The sequence below is a fragment of the Planktothricoides sp. SR001 genome (assembly GCF_001276715.1).
Taxonomy (GTDB): Bacteria; Cyanobacteriota; Cyanobacteriia; order Cyanobacteriales; family Laspinemataceae; genus Planktothricoides; species Planktothricoides raciborskii.
This window is the reverse complement of record NZ_LIUQ01000018.1, coordinates 74,874-95,881: the sequence shown is the minus strand read 5'-3', so window position 1 is coordinate 95,881 and position 21,008 is coordinate 74,874. Positions and strand designations below refer to the sequence as shown.

Here is a 21,008-nt window from a genome sequence, read left to right as displayed (position 1 = left end):
AAAGTTACCAGAAGGAAACAACCAGAATCGACTAAATATTCATAAGCATCAAACTTTTAAGATTGATTGGCTAAAATAGATTGTGTTCGGCTGAGTCCAGCTAACGGTTGAAATCAACCAACAATCTGATAGCGATCTATTGATTAATCGTGTATCTATGACATTTCTGAACAAAACATGACCAATTTTGCCAAAAATCCCCAAAGGCGATCGCGCCTTTTGATTCAGTCACCATCGATTCACCGTGAGGAAATAAATGAGAATAAAAATTAAGACTTGGATGAAAACTTGGATACATTTCCTGCTGGGGTTACTCCTAGCATTTGGTTTATTTACTTGTCAAACCACAAATATGACCACAAATTTTTCCCAGGCAGTGGAAACCTTACCACAGGTTGCCCCACTTCCGAAGCCACAAATTCCCGACTGGATCGAACAAATCAGCCCGACGGAAGAAGCCGAACCCCTTGCCCAAATTCGCATCCGGTTTAAAGACCCAGTAATTCCTCTAGAGAGTCTCGACTCTCCCGAACAGCAAATCAAACTAAACCTATTTCAAATTCAGCCTGCTTTACCGGGGCGATTTCGGTTTTTAACCCCGCGCATGGTGGGATTTCAAGCGGACGAACCCCTGCCCAAAGCCACGCGAATTCAAGTTACTGTAAAAGCGGGTTTAGCAGATTTAAATAATCATCGTCTGACTCAAGATTTGGCGTGGACATTTACCACTGACCCGATCCAAATTACCAATTTACCTGAAACTAATCCTAATCCATATAGTTCAGGATATCTGGATATCAAGCCAAACCTAGAAATTACCTCAAATGTTCAACTAGACTTGAACTCTTTGGCCAACAATGCCACCTTAATTTCTGAGGCTAATCAAGAAAAAATTAGCCTAAAAGCTGAACAACCAACCGCCGAAAATCAGCAACCATATCCGATTTTTTTAGCCAATGGTTCTACGGATCCATTTAATCTGATTAACCGTCAATGGCAGTATCAGCTAATTCCTCAACAAGAACTGCAAAAAAATACTCGTTATCGCTTGGAATTAGATCCAGGAATACGGCCTATCCGAGGTAATTTAGTCAGCGACAAAGCGTTTACCAGTCAAGTAGCAACCTATGCTCCCTTAAAATTTGAAAAAATAGAAACCAATCGCGGATGGGGATCCAGATTTGATCAAGGAATCTCTGGATTAAGATTTAATAACCCCTTGAACGCTGATTCAGCCTTAGAAAATATTCGCTTTAGTCCTCCACCTAACCCAGACATTCCTCTATTAGAAATTTATGAGGGCAACAACTATGTTGGGGTTAACTCTTGGGCATTAGAACCAGAAACAAATTACACCATTACTATCGGCGAAAACCTTAAGGATACCTTTGGTCAAACCTTGGGTAATTCCTTAACTATTCAGCATAAAACAGGAAATTTATTGGCCAATATTTCTACCCGAACAGGGTTAAATATTTTTCCCAAAGGTGCCAAAGCTAATTTAAAAATTTCCACGGTAAATTTGCCGGAATTAAACTATAAAGCCGCTTACAAAGTCGTGCAACCCACTGACTTAGTATATCGCAATAACTCAGAAGAATTTCTGCCAAGTTCAAATACTTGGAAAAAGTTCGATATTTCCGGTAAAAAAAATCAAATCACCCAGACTGAAGTCGCTTTAGAGCAAGAACTGAAAGCCCCTACAGGCATGGTGGCTTATGGAGTCCAAGCCAAGACAGTTCCTTACTCAGAAAATAACCAGCAAAAATGGCAAGAACCCACTTATTATGGTTTCGCCCAAATCACTAATTTAGGCGTCTTTACTCAATTGTTTCCCAAATCTGGATTAATTCGGGTCAATCATCTATCTGATGGGGCGCCAGTTGCCGCTGCCACTATCGAGATTTATCAGTCAAAATTGAATGAAACACCTCGTCCTGAACCGAAACCTTGTGCTACTGGAATTACTGACCAAACAGGAACTTTTATCCTGAATAATCAGCAGTTAAAACAATGTATTCCCAATAATGAACCACCAGAATTATTAGTGATTGCGCGAGAAAACCAAGATTGGGCTTATGCTCGATGCGATCGCGACAGTGGCAGCTATGGTTATGGCATTTATCCCGAATGGGACTATGGCCAAATTCAACCACGGGGGACTATTTTTTCCGATCGCAACCTGTATCAACGGGGTGAAAAAGCATCATTTACCAGCTTGGCGGCTTATTTGCAAAATAGCCAGTTAAAGCTGGATAAAAATAGCCAATATACTGTCACCTTGTCTCAACCAAATGGCACGCAAAAAAATCTGGGTAATTTTACCACCAATGAGTTTGGGACATTTTCTTTTGACTGGGCAATTGAACCAGATAGTCCTTTAGGAGACTATTATTTATCAGCCGATGGAAAAAATGGCAATGTCCTTTCTGGTTATGTTCGGGTAGCAGAGTTTAAACCGCCAAATTTTCAGGTGGATTTAAAGCTAGATAAAGAGATTGCCATTAGCCAGCAAACTATCGAGGCAAAAGCAGAAGGTCAATACTTATTTGGCTCCCCCTTAGCGGCAGGTCAGCTTAAGTATTATGTCACCCGCAGTCAGGCAAATTTTACCCCCAAAGGTTGGGAAGAATTTGCTTTTGGACAACAGTGGTTTTGGCCGGAAACACCACCATCAATTGATGCTCAAGTGCTGCAAAATTATGCTGAGTTAGATCCTCAAGGTCTGGGAACTTTTAGCTTTAAAATTGGTAATGACCTACCATATCCCATGACCTATCAAGTATCCGCAGAAGTCTCGGATAGCTCAAATCAAGCGGTGGCCGCTTCTCAGTCGGTGATTGCTTTACCCAGCGATCGCCTAATTGGGTTAAAAAGTGACTTTGCGGCTGAAGTGGACAAAGATTTTACTGTAGAAATGATTGCCACTGATGCCACAGGTAAAGTGCTTAAAGGAGAACGAATTCGCCTGCAACTCCAAAAAGTTGACTATAAACCGATGCCGCGTTCAATGTCAGAACCTTGGCCAAAATATAAACTTGAATATACAACCGTAGCGGAAAAACAAATCACATCTGGCGGCCAAGCCGAAAAGATTTCTCTCCAAGCAAAAGAAGCGGGTTATTACCGCATTCGGGCTAATTTTGCCAATGCCAAAGATGAAGTAATGGCGACCGATTTATCCATTTGGATTAGTGGGAAAAATCCTGTATTTTGGGGATATCCTGGAGAACAGGAAAATGCCCTGGAAGTTAAACTAGATAAAGATACTTATCAACCCGGTGAAATCGCCACCGCTGTTGTACAATCTCCCTATCCAGAGGCCGAATTATATTTTGCCGTGGTGCGAGATAAACCCATCTATAAAACTATCACCAAAGTAACCGGAGGGGCGCCGCAAATTCAGTTTACTGTCACCCCAGAAATGCTGCCCAATGCCGCAGTGCAAGCGGTGTTAGTCCGACAAGGTATTTCTCTGGATCAAGTGGAAGCGGGAACGGTGAAAGATTTGGTAAAAATTGGTTTTGCCCCATTTTCCACTAGCTTAGATGAGAAATATCTCCAGATAGAAGTGAAGCCAGATTTAGAGGCTGTTGAACCTGGGGCAGAACAAAGCCTCAAACTGACCGTTAAAGATGGGAAAAATCGGCCAGTTAAAGCACAAGTTTCCCTGATGGTGGTGAATGAGGATGTCCTGCAATTGACGGGATATCGTCCCCCGGATTTGGTGACAACAGTTTATGCCCAGCAATTAATTCCGACGCGGTTTACGGATAACCGATTTGCGGTGTCTTTGAAGGATATTATTTTTAACCAAAATGAGAATCCTCAATTGTCACCACGGGCTGCTACTCCAGGAGTGGGAGATGTATTTCTACAACAGGAGTCGGAAAAAAATCAGTCTGCCCCATTACCTGCAAATGCTCCTGCCGCAGGCCGATCGCAGACCCCAGAAGAACCGGCGCAAGCGATCAATATTCGCAAAGATTTTAAGCCCTTGGCTTATTACAATGGTGCCGTCATCACTGACAACAATGGTCACGCCACTGTTCGGTTTAAATTACCGGATAATTTAACCACTTGGCGAGTGATTGCGATCGCCGAAACCGAGGATATGCGGTTTGGCAAAGGAGAGAATACTTTTATCACCAAAAAACCGCTGATGGCCAATCCATTGCTACCCCAATTTGTCCGGGTGGGCGATCGCTTTTTTGCCGGTCTTGCGGTCACTAACAATACGGGCAAAAAAGGCAATTTAGAAATAAATGGCCAAGTGGCGGAAAATATGCAGTTTGCGGAAAATGCCAGCAGTACCCAACAATTAAGCACTCAAGCCAAACCGGATACAACTGGCTATCGTTTCCCGATCGCAGCCCAAGACATTGGGGTAGGAAAGATAAAATTTACCGCCCAATTAAACAAGCGGGACGGCGATGGTTTCGAGGTATCTCTGCCGGTGAAAAAACTGGCAGTTACAGAACAGGTGATTTCTACTGGAGTCACAGAAAATCAGGTCAAAATTCCCTTAAATGTGAATCAGAATGTAGCGCCCAATGTGGGAGGTTTAGAAGTTTCTCTGGCTTCTACCTTAATCCCCGAAATTACTGCCCCAGCGCGGCAAGTATTTGAAGAAAATCGCTTGCCATTCTTGGAACCGGCAGCCTCTCAGTTAGCGATCGCTGCTAACCTGCAAATTTTAGGGCAAAAATATGGTCAAGCTTTTGGGGAATTTAACCCCACAGCCCAGGCAGAAATTGCCTTAAAACAACTCCAAGAACTTCAGCAGTCTGATGGCGGTTTTGCCTCATGGCCAAAACAATACCAATCCGATCCATTTGTCACCCCCTACGCGGCGGAAAGTTTAGCCAAAGCGTTGGCTGCTGACTTTAAGGTAGATCCGGGGATGGTTTCTCAGGTAAAACTGTATTTGCAGCGTCTCTTAGAAAACCCGCAACAATATGATTATTGCCAGACAGAAATCTGTCAAAATCAGTTGCGACTATCCGCACTGATGGCTTTAGCCGAATTAGGAGATAAACGGGATAGTTTTTTAGGGGATATCTATAAACAGCGAGAAGAATTAGACCAGTTATCTCAGCTTAAATTGACCCGCTATTTATTTAGCTTCCCGCAGTGGCAAGATGAGGCAAAAACTCTGTTCGATCGCTTCCAGGAAACAGTTTATGAAACTGGGCGATCGGCCACAGTCAATTTACCGCGAGGCTGGTATTGGCTGAGTACCCCGACCACTCAACAGGCGGAAACTTTACGGCTATTTATTGCCCAAAAAGCTAAACCAGAAGTGAGCGATCGCCTCTTACAAGGGCTATTAAATTTGCGGCGAAATGGCACCTGGCAAAATAGTTATGCCAACGCTTCTGCCCTGACTGCATTAGTGGCTTATGCCAACACTCAACCCACCCCACCGAACTTTACCGCCACGGTAAAATTAGCCGGGGAAAATATCGACTCGATGCAGTTTCAAGGCTACGAAAATCCCAGTCGATTTATTAATGTAGCAATGGATCAATTACCCCAGGGAAATGCTGACTTAACCTTAGAAAAATCAGGGGCAGGTAGCCTACATTATTTAACCGCCTATAGCTATCGCTTATTAGGCAATGCCCCCGGACGATTTAACGGCTTGCGCGTTGACCGAAAAGTTCGCCTTGCCGGGGAAGATCAAGTGCTGGCAACAATGGGGTTATCTGCCTTAAATCAACCCGTAACCGTAGAGGTTGGACAAGTGTTTGATATTGGGTTGGAAATTATTACTGACCACCCCATCGATCATCTGGTGATTACTGACCAATTACCCGCCGGTTTTGAGGCAGTAGATACCACTTTTCAAATCACGAATCCGGCAGTTCAAGCCCAAGTTGATAGCTGGGAAATTGGTTATCAAACCATTTACGCAGACGAAGTGGTTGCTTATGGCGATCGCCTCAATGCCGGGGTCTATAATCTGCATTATTTAGTGCGGTCTGTAACCCCTGGAACCTTTGAATGGCCTGGGGCAGAGGTGCATCTAAAATATGCCCCAGAAGAGTTTGGGCGATCGGCCACGGCTACTTTGGCAGTGAAAGAATAATTACTACCAAAAAACCTCAACCTGGTTCCTGAATAAGCCCGGTTGAGGTTATGCTTCAGAGGTTATGCTTCAGGCGATCGCTAACAGCAAACTGGTTTATTGTGTTAGCTATAAAACCAGGAATTCCTGGTTTATTTCCGTTTACCGATTGACCCATAAAAATAATTGACAAGCGGCTTTTAATTGGAAATATCCCCATTTTCCTTGCCAGTCAGAAATTTTCCCAGTCCATCGGCTTGATTTTTGCAAATCAGGTAGAAAAATCAGGCGTTTAAATTCTTGGATGAGAGACCGATCGTGACAAATGGCAATAATGTCTTGCTGAAAATAATAACTAAATAAGTCAAAGTTAGAAGAACCGATGATTAAGTATTGGTCATCGATTAACATGGATTTTAAGTGGGTCATGCCATCAGGGTAAAGATATAGGTCAATTCCCGATCGCCCAGTTTCCCAGCGAGTATAATGGTCGTAAACTCCCCAGTTATTCGCCGCTGAGGTAATGAAGGAAATTTTCACACCGTTTTTTCGGGCAGTTCGCAGGCGATCGTAAAAAGGAAATGACAAATAAGGGGTTTCAATGATAATTGATTCACGGGCTGACTCAATTAAATCAAAAAATCTGGGAAATAGCTGAGAATTATTCCTGCCATTGAATAAATAGAGTTCAATGTTGCCAAAATTCTGAAATTTCTGCTGATGTTCTCCCTGCCAACTGGCTAAAAAGTCAGTGGTTAAAAATTCTGCTATCTTGGGGTCTTCAATTCGCAGCATCATATCATGCCACGCAAAGTTATGCTGGCTAAAATTAATTCCGCCAATGTAGAGAATTCGACGATCAATCACAATCATTTTTTTATGATTGCGATCGGCAAATTTGCTGAAAAATAGCCCGACGGGATTAATAAATTTAACCCCGACTCCATTTTGATTCAGACGTTTAATGATTTGCCAAGTTTCTCTGGCTTCTTGCTGTAATTCTGATTTGAGTAAATTTGGCAGACTATATAAAAATTGATCGCTAATCTTATACTTAGTATAAGAGTCGATCATCAATTTTTTATCCCTAGCCGCAGAAGCTAATAAGGCTTCGGCCAAGTTTTGACCGACGCGATCGCCCTCAAAAGAAAGGGTTTGAATATAAACTTGGTCTTGGGCTGATAAAATATCGGCTTTCAAGCTTGCCCAAAAGTCATGTGAATCCACTAAAATCTGAAAATTCATAACCACAAACCTTTCAACAATTGAGGAATTCCTACACAAAAGATAAACCGGATAAACCGTCCAGCCGCCCCAAACGTAAAAAAGTTAACCAACTTAATTTTTAACAGAGCCGAGCCAACAGTGACGACAAAAAACGGCGAAAAACTCACCCAACCGGAAAGAAAAATAAACCAGTTGCGGTGGTTGCCCATTTTTTCCATTTTTTGGATAACTTTTTCAATCTGGTTGGCGTATGCTGTTTGAGGGAAAACTGGATCGCACCTTGAGTGGCAAAAAACATCAGAGATTTTCCCAGCATTTGTCCCAAAGTAGCCAAAAGAACGATGGCTAATAATTCCCCAAGAGATTTGGGCAAAAGTGTGGAAATTGAAAGCAAGTAAACTTCGGTGTTCAGCAAGGGAAATGCCCGGGCGACAGTACAAATAATTAAAGTCGCCGCATAAAGTCCGAATTGACTAATTAATTCCGAAACATTCATGCAAGATAATCCGCTGTAAATTGTATCTTTTGATGGGGCAAAGCATTCGGATGGGGAGCATCCCCAGCATTGCAACTACACCCGTAGGCTCTTGGGAGGGCGAAGCATTCTGACGAGTGATTCTCGGTTGCTCGCGAGAGATTCCTCGCCAGAATGCTTCGCCCCTACCGGGGAAAATAATTAATCTGCAATTAATTTGCGGCACCAACTAGGGCTGATTCCCCTGGATCTGACTTCTGAGGGTGGCGCCAGTTGTCAAACACAGCGATCGTATTCACACAGGTCTGCAATACGCAGCGCAATCCTTCTCGGTCGCGTACTCGGCATCCAAGTGCTCCTGAGTGTATTCTAGGAAGGGAATGCCCGGGTAGCCCCTTTGTTGGGAGCAGCGATGCACCAGACCATCCTCGCAAACGTAGAGATAGCGGCCTCCTGCCCGACACCGCCACTGGTTAGGACGGCCTTCCACAAGGTTATTTCGGAATGCCATAAAGTGCGACATCGGCCAGGGGGTTGTGGAACGGTAATCTTGGTAGATGGCTCGTTCCTTTGAACCGAGAGGCCGCAGTTGGCCATTGCCATCGTGGACTACGCTCACGGTACTCGTGAAACCCAGTTTCCGGGCATGACGACCAATGGTCAAAGCATCCTCTGGGTTAGAGATGCCAGCACCAATCACCGAGTTGATGTTCACGTCGAAGTTCCCATAAGCCGCTAGGTGATCGAGATTATGCCCAATGGTCGTCTTGGTTGGGTTTCATGGTCTGCCGTTCCCTTGTAGTATCTGCTTAAATTTTATAGTTACTGGGAGGAAATTGGCATTGTAGAAGCTTTCGCATATAGCCTAGCAGGGCGACAATTTATGGAATAAACAGAAAAATTTATTTACCACAAAGACGCAAAGGACACGAAGGGATGGCTGCTGGGGTCATGGCGGGGTGCGAGAAACCCGGTTTCTTTTAAGCTACAGTGGAATAGACGATAATAAACGATACAAATAGGCATGAATAAGGGGGCGATCTATGACCCAAAAGCTTTTACTGGTGGATGATGAGCCCGGTTTACGAGAGGCAGTACAAGCCTACTTGGAAGATAGTGGCTTTGAGGTGAATGTTGCGCCAAATGCTCAACAGGGCTGGCAATTGTTGGAAAAGACTCTACCGGATTTGGTGATTACGGATGTGATGATGCCCCAGGTAGATGGGTATCAGTTTCTTAAGCAGATGCGGGAGGATCCCCGGTTTAAGGCGCTGCCAGTGGTGTTTTTGACCGCTAGGGGGATGACCAGCGATCGCATTCTGGGGTATCAAGCGGGTTGTGATGTGTATATTTCCAAACCTTTTGACCCGGATGAATTGGTGGCGATCGTGCAAAATTTGCTGCAACGGCGGGCGGCGCAAAATAGTGAAGATGGGGATGAAGCGGGGATGGCGGATTTAGTCCGTCAAATTGCAGAAATTAAGGCGTTGCTAACAGGAAATACGGGAATTGTTCAGACTCCCGCACCGATTAAAGTCGATTTAACTCCCAGAGAACAAAGTGTTTTAGATTTAGTAGCCCAAGGATTAATGAATAAAGAAATTGCCCGTCGTTTAGACACCAGTGTGCGGAATGTAGAAAAGTATGTGAGTCGCTTATTTAGCAAGACCGGCACCAACAGCCGCACTGAATTAGTGCGCTATGCTTTGGAACATGGATTAACGAAGTAATATACATATGACAAAATAACCGATCGATCCCCCCAACCGATGGCGGATCAAAGGGGGGCTTTTTATAATTTTGCCATAATTGTCTAATGATGATTTAAACAGTGATTTAAACAGTGATTTAAACAGTGATTTAAACAGTGATTTAAAGATAGTCGGTTGACAATAACTGTCAACCGTTAGCCATGAACGTTAAACATTTTTGGGGTATGAACACTCAACCAGTGGCTCCTTCTCTAGAGACGCAGCTTAGAGACGCAGGAGCAGGTTAGAACCATGAGTATCGGTGCCGCAGGTACTTAATAAATGATATTCTGCGGCTAACTCTTTTACTTGTTGAGTTTGCCCGGGACTCGGTTGCCAAGGTTTAGGGTTGCCGTAAGCATAGTAAGTTTCTACCCCATCAATCCCTAGGTTAGCCGCTGCTCGAATTAAGTCCACAGGCGATCGCCGATAGCGGACGGGATGCGCTAATACCGCTAATCCTCCGGCAGCTTGAATGGCGGCAATCACCTGAGATGCTTGATAATCCCGACCTTTAGGGGCTTGTCGTTGCAGGTAAAGCTCCATGCTAGGGTGTGCGGGATTAAAGGCATAGCCGAGAATATGAACTTCCGTGCCAATTAAATCAGCGTTAATTTCTACCCCAGTCCACAAATACGGCTTCGGCGCCGGGTTAGAGTCATACCCATGAGCTAATTGTTTTTGAAGTTGGTTCTGATATTGGTTCTGATTTGGCCATCGATCGAGCCATTGCTGTGCCACTTGATAGCCCCCGATGCTGTGGTGATCGGTAATAGCTAGTCCTTGCAGTCCAATGCTTACCGCTTGGGACATAATCTCTTCTGGCTTTAACTGACCATCGGAGAAGGTTGAGTGGAGATGAAAGTTGTAAGTCAGCGGGCAACTATTGCCGTTAATTGTTTGGAAAACTTTTTTCAGTGCTGACTTATTTTGAGCCGCACTGAGGGTCAAGGTTGAAGGTTCTGCAAGATTCAGAGTCATAGATCCATTGGGAATGATTGATCTTTTTCTAGCATATCTAATAAGATATGTTTCTAGGATATCTAACTTGCAGAGGTACTTGACGGCGATCGCCTTATGGCAATTGATTAAATGAATAAACTATTGACTTTGACTAGACTTGACTAGACTTGACATATTTTGTAGGATTTTATACGACTTTTTTAGTAATTTATTCAATTTTCATTATTATATCCATAACCATCAATTATCAATCCTCAATCATTAACTATTAATTATCAAGAATTAAGAGCTAATTATTAATAACGATCAAGGAGGGGCGATCGCCCATGACGGCGTTGGTGCGATCGCAGAGTAAAATCGCTCATCATGTTCACCGAAAGCTTAAGGATTTTCAGGATTATTTTCTGCATTCCGTGCTTCCCAGGCCATTTGTAAAATCGCCGACCAGCGTTTTTGCGCTTGTTTGACAGTACATTTAATCGCGGCAGCAATTTCTTGGTCAGTAGCGTGGTGGCGTTTCAGTTGCAACAACTGAAATTGTTCGGCAGAAAGTTTCCCCTGAAAAGCTTGCCACTCTTGCAAAGACATCCCCAAATTTTGATCCAAATCAGCCCCTAACCATTGATGCACCAGTTTCCATTGACTAGAAGACCGAGCGAATTTTTCCACATGGTACTTAAACCGCTGTTGTAAATAGTCCCGTTGGCGAGGTGTCAGACCCAAAATTTCATCAATATCCGGAGCAGACAAATCTTTCAGCTTCAACACCAGATAATTCACACAATCCGGTTGACCTTGATCTTGCAAGTATTGAATCAGTTCCGCCACCACGCGATCGCGCAACACCGCATCTGCTGGATCGACCGTCTCAGAAATCATTTGCTCGCGCACTTGTTGCGCTGCATAGGAACGACCATGCTTTTCCGCTTCTTCTCCCTTGGGAAATTCCACAGTTTGCTCAATATCCATCACCGTTTCCTGGGGCTGACCGTAGGCAAAGCCTTGAGCGCGTAAAATAATCAACTGCTGATTGCGATAACCGGGTAAATTAATCCGACGCTTGGCATATTGCTCCGTAAAAGCCATATACTCAGCCAGTTGCAATTGAGTCCGGGGAGTATAGTCTTCCGGGACATCATGTTCCCGTCGGAAAGCCCGCAGCACCTCGATATAGAAATTTTGTAAGAAATCTTCAATTAGGTTGTAACGAGCTTGGAAAGTCAGATATTGATTAGAGGAAATATGCCGATAGACCATCGAGCTCAGTTGAGCGTGTAACTCCACTCGTCCTTGTCTCGAACCCAGGCGGAAATATTCCACGCACTTTTGCAACCGCTGACGACCCAGGTTGACCTGCCAGTATTGCACCTTACCGGACTTTTGGATGCGATCGCTCTTAGTGCAAATCCGGTTCACTTCCTCAGCAATCCGTCTTGCCACTTCTGGAGCGCTACTTGAGGCAGTTTTCAGCTTCGTCAACAGTTCGCTCAACAACTCATTCATTAAAGTTTCCAGATCCATCCCTTCTACTTCCGTTTCTGTAGCGAGAGGGGATAAATTCACACTCCGATCATCGTTCAAAGTCATGGTTTCTTGGGCAGCAATTTTGGTTTCGGCATTACGATTCACAGAATTTGCAAGTTTGACGTTCATGATTAAAGCCTCTGGTGGCGACACACCTAATACAAATTTGATTTATGAGCATGGTTCAGAAGAGGTTTCTGATCCGCTTCACATCGCTCAACTGTCCCCAATCTACGAGGCTTTAATTGGGTTTAGTGCTTCCAGGTTGCCACTATCCCAACTGCCTAATTTGATCGTGGCCACCGGAAAAACTGACCCCCAGTTATCCCAGGATTCAAACCTGTGCTAACCGTTGCCCCATAAGTGTTTTCAGCCATTCACACCGCAAATCACGCCACAAAATTTCACTTTCCCGCAGAAAAAGTTAGGGAGCCCACCCCTTCCCGCAATGGACAATTTCAAAACTGGCTGTCCCTGCAGTGAATGCTGGGCTAACTGGCACAATCTTTGCGATCTGTAAATTGGCTATAACAACACAAAATTTCCATACGGACAGATTCCTTTCCGATCCGGAGAAAAAATATTCCACCGCCACTTGCTCTAGGGCCGTCGGTCTCCGACGGCCCTAGAGCAAGTGGCTCTTTGATCCGCGCCATCAAAATGCCATCAGAATTTCTCTCTATCTGGAAAATAATTTATAACAGATTAGTTACTGCTTATAATCACGACAGGAATTATCGTAAACCAATAATTGCCCAGCAACGCCTATATATCAACGCCTATATATCAACGCCTATATATCAACGCCTATATATAAAGATTTGTCATCATTTCTCATAATCTTGAGGAATTTGTGGGGATTTCCTCACTGCCATAACATCTTTTTTTGTGCCTAACTGGATCCCGTCTTTACTTTCAGCCAAATTAATAGATTTTTTCCGGATCTGTCAAATAATAAAGCCGGACTTAAGGCAACACTGATATTATGTTGGATTAGCAACAGAATTTGTTGACGAATTTTTATCGATTAATTCACATAAAATCGATTCATAATATATTGTGATATATTATTATAGCATATTTTTTTGGATAAAGAAATAATTCCCACATTAAAATTTGATTAATTTTTGACCCAACTCGATCATCTAGCACATTTCAGAAATTAGCTGGCTATAATGTGAAAAGAGAGTAAATACCTAGTGATTTCAATCCCTAGGAGACAAGACATAACAGAAATTGAGACAGTTAAGCCCATGAAAGTCACAAATCAAGCCGAACTTGAAGCCCTAATTCAGCGAGTCAAAGCGGCTCAAGCAGAATATGCCACCTATAGTCAAGCCCAAGTTGACGAAATTTTCAAAAAAGCAGCCTTAGCCGCCAATGCGGTGCGGATCGCCCTAGCGAAAATGGCTGTAGCTGAGACAGGGATGGGCATCATTGAGGATAAAGTGATTAAAAACCACTTTGCCTCCGAATACATTTACAACAAATACAAGCACGAAAAAACCTGCGGCATCATCGAAGAAGACAAATCTTTTGGCTTCCAGAAAATTGCTGAACCTGTAGGAATTCTCGCGGGAATTGTTCCCACCACCAACCCCACATCTACGGCAATTTTTAAAGCATTGATTGCCTTAAAAACTCGTAATGGCATCATCTTTTCTCCCCATCCCAGGGCAAAACAATCGACGACTGAAGCGGCCAAAGTTGTCCTAGAAGCTGCGGTTGCTGCCGGGGCACCGGCAAATATTATCGGCTGGATTGATGAACCCACGGTTGCCCTTTCCCAAGCACTAATGCAGCATCGAGATATTAATTTAATCTTGGCTACGGGCGGGCCGGGAATGGTGAAAGCGGCTTATTCTTCGGGACATCCTTCTTTAGGGGTTGGGGCAGGCAATACTCCGGCCATTATTGATGCAACGGCTCATATTAAAATGGCAGTTTCTTCGATTCTTTTGAGCAAAACTTTCGACAATGGGATGATTTGTGCCAGCGAGCAATCAGTGATTGTCGTGGATGAGGTTTATGAGAAAGTTAAGCAAGAATTTGGCGATCGCGGGGCTTATTTCCTCACCCCAGAAGAAAAAGCCAAAGTTGCCAGCCTGATGATTATTGATGGCCACTTAAATCCCAATATCGTTGGCCAATCCGTAGAAACCTTAGCCCAACTCAGCGGCATTTCTGTCCCACCAGGTACGCGAGTTTTGATTGGAGAAGTGACAGAAATTAGCACCAACGAACCATTTGCTTATGAAAAACTTTCTCCCATCTTAGCTATGTATCGGGGGAACGATTTTAAAGATGCCGTAGAAAAAGCCGAGGCATTAATTGAATTTGGCGGGCGGGGTCATAGTTCAGTGCTCTATACTTCTCCGGCAAATAACGAGCATATCAAATATTTTGAAAACCGGATGGAAACCGGACGGGTATTAATTAATACCCCAGCCTCCCAAGGGGCGATCGGCGACCTCTATAACTTCCGACTCGATCCATCTTTAACATTGGGATGCGGCACCTGGGGCGGAAATACCGTCAGTGAAAACGTTGGCCCCCAACACTTGCTGAATATTAAAAGTGTATCGGAACGCCGGGAAAATATGCTCTGGTTTCGGATTCCCCCGAAAGTCTATTTTAAATATGGCTGTATGCAGACCGCCATTCAAGAGTTGCAGGGGAAACAGCGAGCATTTATCATCACCGATAAACCTTTATACGAGTTAGGAATTACCCGCAGTTTAGAACAAGTCCTCGAAGAAATTGGCATCAAATCTGATGTGTTCTATGATGTAGAACCCGACCCATCGTTAAAAACAGTTAATAAGGGATTAGCCTTAATTAACTCATTTAATCCTGATGTAATCATCGCCATTGGTGGCGGGTCGCCAATGGATGCCGCCAAAATTATTTGGCTAATGTATGAGCATCCAGAAACCGACTTTGAAGGACTGGCTACCCGGTTTATGGATATCCGCAAACGGGTTTATGAGTTGCCGCCTTTGGGCAAAAAAGCCATGATGGTGGCTATTCCCACCACCTCCGGGACTGGTTCAGAAGTCACGCCCTTTGCGGTGGTGACGGACGATCGCACGGGGATAAAATATCCTCTAGCTGACTATGCCTTAACTCCGAATATGGCCATTGTCGATCCTGAATTAGTGATGAATATGCCCAAAACTCTCACCGCTTATTCGGGAATTGATGCCTTAACTCACGCCTTGGAAGCTTATGTTTCCGTCTGTGCTTCCGAGTTCACCAATGGCATGGCATTAGAGGCGATTCGGTTACTGTTTAAATATCTACCATCGGCCTATAAAAACGGGGCGAAAGACCCGAAAGCGCGGGAAAAAGTCCATTATGCGGCCACAATGGCAGGGATGGCTTTTGCTAATGCTTTCTTGGGCATTTGTCACTCAATGGCCCATAAATTAGGGTCTACATTCCATGTCCCCCACGGATTAGCCAATGCCCTGATGATTTCCCACGTGATCCGCTACAATGCCACGGATTTACCCTTTAAACAGGCGATTTTTCCCCAGTACAAATACCCCAATGCTAAATGGCGTTATGCCCAGATTGCGGATTACTTGAAACTGGGTGGGGAAACCGACGATGAAAAGGTGGAAAAATTAGTCGAAGCGATAGAAAATCTCAAGCGGGAATTAGATATTCCTATGACGATTAAAGAGGTATTGCCTGAAGATGAGCAAGCCTTCTCCAAAGAACTGGAAGAAATGGCCGAACAAGCTTTTGATGACCAATGCACTGGGGCGAATCCCCGTTATCCTTTGATTAAGGATCTCAAGGAATTGTATGTGTTGGCTTATCAAGGTTGCCGGATTGGGGCAGGTTTCTATCATCCTGAGTCCGATCCTGCCCATGTTTAAAGCGGATCTATTACAGAAATTTTCTCCGCGAGTAAACCACAAATACCTGTAGGGGCGAATGGCCATTCGCCCTTGTAGGGGCGAATGGCCATTCGCCCCTACAATACTGAAAATATTAAATTAAATACCGCTTGGGCTTCGCCCTAGCGTGGTTCAGTAAGAAAGAAAACCGCTGTAGTCAAAAACCTTTGAAGTAAAAAGAAACCCGGTTTCTTCAAGAAACCGGGTTTCTTTACTAATCTTTACTAACATAAACCCCGTTTTCTAATTGGGATTTTCATAGAAAACATAGCTAGTGGAGTAATCGCTAAACTCAAAGTAAACTCGTTTTTCTCCGGGATCTACTTGATAGTTCTGATTTTTGTCCAAGTGGCCATAGCCAAATCGATAGGGACGAGAGGTGCTCGGATCGCTGGTTCCCTGCGCCGTGGTTAGTTTATCGATTTTAATAAATCGATGCACCAGCTTATCCCCGGCATAAATATCTAGAACTCCATCAGTCCCCGTCCAGTTTTGGATATTGCGTTGAAGTTGATTTTGGGTTTCCTGGGTGCAACCAGTAACCGATAGACCGAGGAATAAAACTATAGAAAGATTTTTTACTTTTTTTAACATAACTGATTGGATGTTTTGAATCGATTGACAGCTATATTATAGTCGGTCTTATTTGAGTTTTATTCTCGGTCTGCATAGATGCTGGTCAATGTTCAATTTTCAGAGTTTACAGGGTTTAATTTTCAGCCAGTTCCGTTACTCTAAGGGAATGGTCGGAATTGTGCCTGGGTTTTCCTGCTTTGCCAAGTATTGACTCAGGGCATAAACCATATCTCCGCGAGTCATTAATTGATCGGGATTTAGACGATTGTTGGCCGAGTCAATGTTTACTAATTCTTCAAAAATAGCGCTGGCGATCGCCCTTCTTGCCCAGCCAGGGATGCGATCGCTATCTGGGTAAGAACTGAGAATCCGGGAAATTTCGGCATCACTGAGGGACAAAACCCCATAAGCTTGGGCAAATGTGGCAAAACCTGCGGCCCTGGTCACAGGTTGATCCGGGAAAAATCTTCCCTGTTCGTCCATATGTAAAATTCTATTTTGCAGCACAAGCTGAATATTGTCAAACGCCCAATGGTCGTTGGGGACATCGGACACGCGAAGATTATTTTCTTGTCCTGGAATGCGTTGATCTAATCCAAAAGTTTTGACTAAAATTGTGGCCAATTGCGCCCGACTCAATACCCGTTCTGGATGAAATTGACCATCAGGATAATTTGTCATCAATCCCATTTGAATAATTTCCTGAGTGCGATTTCCGTAGGCATCCCTAGAAGAATCGACTTCTTGGGCTTGAACCATTAATGAACCCGTTTCTAAGCACAACAGCAAAGAACACAAGCTGATAATTTTTCTGCTAAACACCCTAATTCCTCCTATTTACATCTTTTAATTTTATTTAATAAAAAAGTCAAGAAAGTGGCGATCGCGGCCTAAGCCTCGGTGCGGAGCACCTTCGCGACTCTCTTGACTCGTGTTCAATTAACCGAATGAGTAATGTTTTTTTACCGCTTTGCGAATTTTCCAAGTGCAAGACATTCCCGCTGGAAATGTCACCAAATCACCTTTACCCATTTCCACTGGGGTGCCCCGGTCGGGGGTGACGACCACATCTCCCTCTAGGAAATAGCAAGTTTCACGCATATCATAAGTCCAAGGAAACTCAGACACTTCTTTTTTCCAAATCGGCCAGCTAAAAATCTCCAGTTTTTTCAGTTTTTCCTCACTGGGTTTATGTTCAATTTGAATCTGCATTTTTTCCAGCCTCCAATTTGCCAACATGACAAGTATTTTCCCCCAGGCTGACTTAGAAAACAATCTCGTTCTGTTATTAGTGATTGGTTATTAGTTATTGGTTGAGTGGTTGGTTGGATTACCCTGGAAATCCCCACAAATAACCAATCACTAATAACCAACAATTAATCTTTAATTTACTGATCCCAGGGAATTGGCGCTGGGTTGCCTTCTTGTCGTTCTAAATACTGACTTAAGGCATAAGCCATATCGCCTCTGGTCATTGGTTCTAAAGGTTTAATCTGATTATTAGGACCGATATTGACAAATCCTTCATAAATAGCGGTAGCAATAGATTTTCTTGCCCAATCAGGAATTTGTCCCGCATCAGGATATTTAGCTAGGAGTTCGTTGATATTATTTTGGGGAAACTGAAAGACTCCATAAGCTTGAGCGAGAATAGCCAAACCTTCGGCTCGGTTGACTCTTTGATTCGGGAAAAACATTCCATCTCGATAACCATTCATTACTCCAGTTTTGAGGACAATTTGAATATCCCGGTAAGCCCAATGAGAGGAGGGCACATCTCGCAAGGTAAAGTCGTTGGTGCTGACCAATGCTTGACGGTTGTCTAACTCAAAAGTTCTGACTAATAATGAAGCGAGTTCAGCGCGGCTAAGAATCCGATTTGAGTTAAAATTGCCGGTAGGATCTTTGGTCATTAATCCGGCAGAAACCACTTTTTCTACATGAGAAAACTCTTCAGCATTGACTAGGGTAGGCATTTGCAAGATTAAGGTCAAAGACAAAATGGTGAGTAAGCGTTTCATGCTGTTTCTCAAAGCTAGGATAATCTTGAGTATTATGATTAATGACTACAGATAAGAAAACAAGTGTTCCGGGATTTTTGATTATTTTTGCTTATTTTTGCTTACCTATAACAAAATCTATAGTCTTTGCATTAGAAATCTAAATAATTGACCAAAGAGGTGGGTGATGGTGGTAGGAGGATGGGAATTTTTCCATTTGTTTTACTAGGGGCGGTTCGCGGTAGCGATCCGATGAAGCGGAATCGCCTCTGGAGAAATTGAGGGTATTTTTGCATCACTACAAGGGAAGTGTTGCGGATTTCGGAATTTATAGAAAAATTTTTTCCGGGTCGCAACTTTCACCCCTTGAAACATAAATATATAAATCTGAGGAAAACCTTTGAAAAGTATTGTCTGACAGAGCGATCGCGATTTGGCATTGCTGAATCCTCACCATTGCCATAAGCTCTGCTTAAGAAATGGTAGGAAATGTTAAGAATTAATACAACCTGCCTGGAGTGATTGACATGAGTTCGCGAAAAATGTATTCAATAACATTCAACTAGATTCAATTGTCGTCTATCAATTAAGGGGAAAGTTCCTTGATTTATTCAACTTTACTTGCAGTGGTTCCCAATACCCTGGAATGGAGTCCCACTGTGGCCATTGTTATGATCATCTGCAATATCGTGGCGATCGCCTTTGGTAAATTCACCATCAAATATCCCAGCGTTGGCCCAGCAACCCCTTCCCCCAATTTGTTTGGTGGATTTGGTTGGGGTGCCGTGCTCGGTACTACCTGCTTTGGTCACATCCTGGGGGTTGGTGTCATCCTGGGACTAGCCAGCATGGGTGCGCTTTAAAGCATTGCCCTGGGATCGTTTGACCGCAACCGAAAGCCGATTTCTTCCCGAAACCGGCTTTCTTTTTGCGATCGGGTTGCGATCGGGTTACGGGGAATCATCACCAATTCGGTGAATTGATGTCAAAATTACGGCAACCAAAACGGCGGGAGAAAAGTCTCGGCGAGCGATCGCACGGTTTGATTAATTTCTCGCAACCCTTGAATATGGGGTTCATCCGGTTCCACGGGAATAATCTCAGCCTGTTGACCTCCTTTCAACCGGGAAATAACTAAATTCGCGGCTTCCAAGCCGGTGACATAAGCTTTTTCCTGAGACCAAGAACCATGACGATTAACAATCCAATCCCCACTCATAAACACATTATTAATACTGGTCTGTGCAGGCAACATATATTGATAACTGCCCGGAGAGAAATGAGTCACCGCTTGGCGCAAGCGAATCACGCTACTATCAATAATTTTAGCTTGACCAAACTCAGGAATACAAGTGGTTAAATACCCTTTAACGATCTTGACAATTTCTCGATCGGTCAGCGGTAAAAATTGATTGGCATGATAAAAATCAACTTCCACCACGCTGCCCGGTTCATCTCGATATTCATCATGCAAAGCATTCAGGTCAAAAAATGTCCAACCCGTGGTTTCATCAAAGCCAAAACAAGCATTAGAAGCACGGGGAATCTTAATTTGGCGATCGAACCATAAACGAGTAGCCAGAACATCAATCCCGGATAAATTCATCAAATTTCTAAATTCTGGGCGACTTTGTAAATGAGAACTATTGCTGACAATTTTTTTCATCCCAGTAATACCCACGGCGAAAATTACCGCATCGGTATCAAAAATTTCGTCCCCACAAACCACGTCGGTAGCTTCACCCAACTCATTAAAAAGAATATCTGTAACGCGATGATTCGCCAGAATTTTTCCGCCCGCTTTTTCTATGCGTTCCACCCAAGGCCGAAAGATTTTTTCTCCCACGGTTCCCCGACACCACATCACATCAAAATTTGGTTGATGAGCCAAGATAAAATAGTAGAGCATTCCCAAGGCAGCAGCGGCAGAACATTGCTCACCAGGGGCAAATAATCCCACTAACAACATCGGGTTAAAGGCATCACGATACAGTCGCCCCGAAACTCCATATTGTTTAAATAATTCTCGTGCGGTTACGGAGTCATATCGCCGCCATGCTTGCTCGGAATTGTCAAAATCAATCAGGGCATAAAGCATCGGCAGGGCTGAGAGTCGGTCAATAAAAGGTAAGCGCTGAAATTGTGGATAAAGAAATGTCCCCAAAGGGGTTGGCAAAGAGGGTTCTTGTTGAAAAATTGGCGATTCAACTTCTAATCCGGCGGGGGAATATTGGGCTGATTTTGTCCAAGGAGTGAAGGGTTGAATGGCTAATTCATCGATTAATTTAAAAATGTTTTTGTAGGGATACCAAAATCCATGAATTCCCGCTTCGACCGAACGTCCGTGTTCAGTTTTCCAGCCAGCAACTAAGCCACCGGGATAAGACCCTGCTTCTAGGAGGGTGACGTTATAGCCTTGTTTGGCTAGATGGTAGGTAGCGCTTAAACCCGCCCAACCAGCGCCGACCACAACAACTTTTTTGGTTTCTGATTCACTAGACATTATTCAGATTG

The 21,008-nt window shown here is 43.8% G+C and carries 14 protein-coding genes; 5 read left to right on the top strand and 9 right to left on the bottom strand.

Going from position 1 to position 21,008, the window contains the following annotated elements; genetic code table 11:
- The first annotated feature begins 256 nt into the window (after positions 1-256).
- Positions 257-6,091 carry an alpha-2-macroglobulin gene (locus AM228_RS12910; protein ID WP_054466519.1) on the top strand — a complete coding sequence of 1,945 codons (5,835 nt, stop codon included), beginning with the start codon at positions 257-259 and terminating at the stop codon, positions 6,089-6,091.
- A gap of 141 nt (positions 6,092-6,232) precedes the next feature.
- On the opposite strand, the gene AM228_RS12905 is transcribed toward AM228_RS12910, so the two are convergent.
- Complete coding sequence (locus tag AM228_RS12905) at positions 6,233-7,315, bottom strand: phosphatidylserine/phosphatidylglycerophosphate/cardiolipin synthase family protein (protein ID WP_054466518.1); 1,083 nt, start codon at positions 7,313-7,315, stop codon at positions 6,233-6,235.
- A 145-nt stretch (positions 7,316-7,460) separates the two neighbouring features.
- On the bottom strand, positions 7,461-7,793 hold the full coding sequence (locus tag AM228_RS12900; RefSeq protein WP_054466517.1) for a hypothetical protein: 333 nt from the start codon (positions 7,791-7,793) through the stop codon (positions 7,461-7,463).
- Positions 7,794-8,361: 568 nt separating this feature from the next.
- Between AM228_RS12900 and AM228_RS32495 the strand changes: the two genes are divergently transcribed.
- On the top strand, positions 8,362-8,511 hold the full coding sequence (locus AM228_RS32495) for a hypothetical protein (RefSeq protein ID WP_156331735.1): 150 nt from the start codon (positions 8,362-8,364) through the stop codon (positions 8,509-8,511).
- A gap of 304 nt (positions 8,512-8,815) precedes the next feature.
- Complete coding sequence (locus tag AM228_RS12890; RefSeq protein WP_054466515.1) at positions 8,816-9,502, top strand: response regulator transcription factor; 687 nt, start codon at positions 8,816-8,818, stop codon at positions 9,500-9,502.
- A gap of 246 nt (positions 9,503-9,748) precedes the next feature.
- Here the strand turns inward: AM228_RS12890 and AM228_RS12885 are convergent, their stop codons facing one another.
- Positions 9,749-10,504 carry a PHP domain-containing protein gene (locus tag AM228_RS12885; protein ID WP_054466514.1) on the bottom strand — a complete coding sequence of 252 codons (756 nt, stop codon included), beginning with the start codon at positions 10,502-10,504 and terminating at the stop codon, positions 9,749-9,751.
- Between the two features lie 363 nt (positions 10,505-10,867).
- Positions 10,868-12,139, bottom strand: coding sequence for a HetZ-related protein (locus AM228_RS12880; protein WP_054466513.1), 1,272 nt, complete (start codon positions 12,137-12,139; stop codon positions 10,868-10,870).
- Positions 12,140-13,263: 1,124 nt separating this feature from the next.
- Between AM228_RS12880 and adhE the strand changes: the two genes are divergently transcribed.
- Positions 13,264-15,897, top strand: a complete 2,634-nt coding sequence (adhE, locus tag AM228_RS12870) for a bifunctional acetaldehyde-CoA/alcohol dehydrogenase (RefSeq protein ID WP_054466511.1) — start codon at positions 13,264-13,266, stop codon at positions 15,895-15,897.
- A gap of 264 nt (positions 15,898-16,161) precedes the next feature.
- Here adhE and AM228_RS12865 read toward each other — a convergent pair whose 3' ends face one another.
- The 4 genes from AM228_RS12865 to AM228_RS12850 form a co-directional block, all read right to left on the bottom strand.
- Complete coding sequence (locus AM228_RS12865; protein ID WP_054466510.1) at positions 16,162-16,512, bottom strand: hypothetical protein; 351 nt, start codon at positions 16,510-16,512, stop codon at positions 16,162-16,164.
- Between the two features lie 135 nt (positions 16,513-16,647).
- A complete protein-coding gene (locus tag AM228_RS12860; RefSeq protein ID WP_231636778.1) occupies positions 16,648-17,316 on the bottom strand; it encodes an S-layer homology domain-containing protein in 669 nt (222 codons plus the stop codon).
- Positions 17,317-17,433: 117 nt separating this feature from the next.
- Positions 17,434-17,706: a cupin domain-containing protein gene (locus AM228_RS12855; RefSeq protein ID WP_054466543.1), complete on the bottom strand. Its 273-nt coding sequence runs from the start codon at positions 17,704-17,706 to the stop codon at positions 17,434-17,436.
- Between the two features lie 176 nt (positions 17,707-17,882).
- Complete coding sequence (locus AM228_RS12850; protein ID WP_054466509.1) at positions 17,883-18,515, bottom strand: S-layer homology domain-containing protein; 633 nt, start codon at positions 18,513-18,515, stop codon at positions 17,883-17,885.
- Positions 18,516-19,096: 581 nt separating this feature from the next.
- Here AM228_RS12850 and psaK point away from each other — a divergent pair.
- A complete protein-coding gene (gene psaK, locus AM228_RS12845; protein WP_197285287.1) occupies positions 19,097-19,357 on the top strand; it encodes a photosystem I reaction center subunit PsaK in 261 nt (86 codons plus the stop codon).
- Between the two features lie 128 nt (positions 19,358-19,485).
- Here the strand turns inward: psaK and AM228_RS12840 are convergent, their stop codons facing one another.
- Positions 19,486-20,997 (bottom strand): FAD-dependent oxidoreductase, encoded by a 1,512-nt coding sequence (locus AM228_RS12840; RefSeq protein ID WP_054466508.1) that lies wholly within the window; start codon positions 20,995-20,997, stop codon positions 19,486-19,488.
- Positions 20,998-21,008 lie beyond the last annotated feature (11 nt).

Excerpts from the sequence above, each read along its gene's own strand:
- AM228_RS12910 (WP_054466519.1), top strand. The coding sequence starts at position 257 with ATGAGAATAAAAATTAAGACTTGGATGAAAACTTGGATACATTTCCTG.
- AM228_RS12905 (WP_054466518.1), bottom strand. The coding sequence starts at position 7,315 with ATGAATTTTCAGATTTTAGTGGATTCACATGACTTTTGGGCAAGCTTG.
- AM228_RS12900 (WP_054466517.1), bottom strand. The coding sequence starts at position 7,793 with ATGAATGTTTCGGAATTAATTAGTCAATTCGGACTTTATGCGGCGACT.
- AM228_RS12890 (WP_054466515.1), top strand. The coding sequence starts at position 8,816 with ATGACCCAAAAGCTTTTACTGGTGGATGATGAGCCCGGTTTACGAGAG.
- AM228_RS12885 (WP_054466514.1), bottom strand. The coding sequence starts at position 10,504 with ATGACTCTGAATCTTGCAGAACCTTCAACCTTGACCCTCAGTGCGGCT.
- AM228_RS12880 (WP_054466513.1), bottom strand. The coding sequence starts at position 12,139 with ATGAACGTCAAACTTGCAAATTCTGTGAATCGTAATGCCGAAACCAAA.
- adhE (WP_054466511.1), top strand. The coding sequence starts at position 13,264 with ATGAAAGTCACAAATCAAGCCGAACTTGAAGCCCTAATTCAGCGAGTC.
- AM228_RS12865 (WP_054466510.1), bottom strand. The coding sequence starts at position 16,512 with ATGTTAAAAAAAGTAAAAAATCTTTCTATAGTTTTATTCCTCGGTCTA.
- AM228_RS12855 (WP_054466543.1), bottom strand. The coding sequence starts at position 17,706 with ATGCAGATTCAAATTGAACATAAACCCAGTGAGGAAAAACTGAAAAAA.
- AM228_RS12850 (WP_054466509.1), bottom strand. The coding sequence starts at position 18,515 with ATGAAACGCTTACTCACCATTTTGTCTTTGACCTTAATCTTGCAAATG.
- AM228_RS12840 (WP_054466508.1), bottom strand. The coding sequence starts at position 20,997 with ATGTCTAGTGAATCAGAAACCAAAAAAGTTGTTGTGGTCGGCGCTGGT.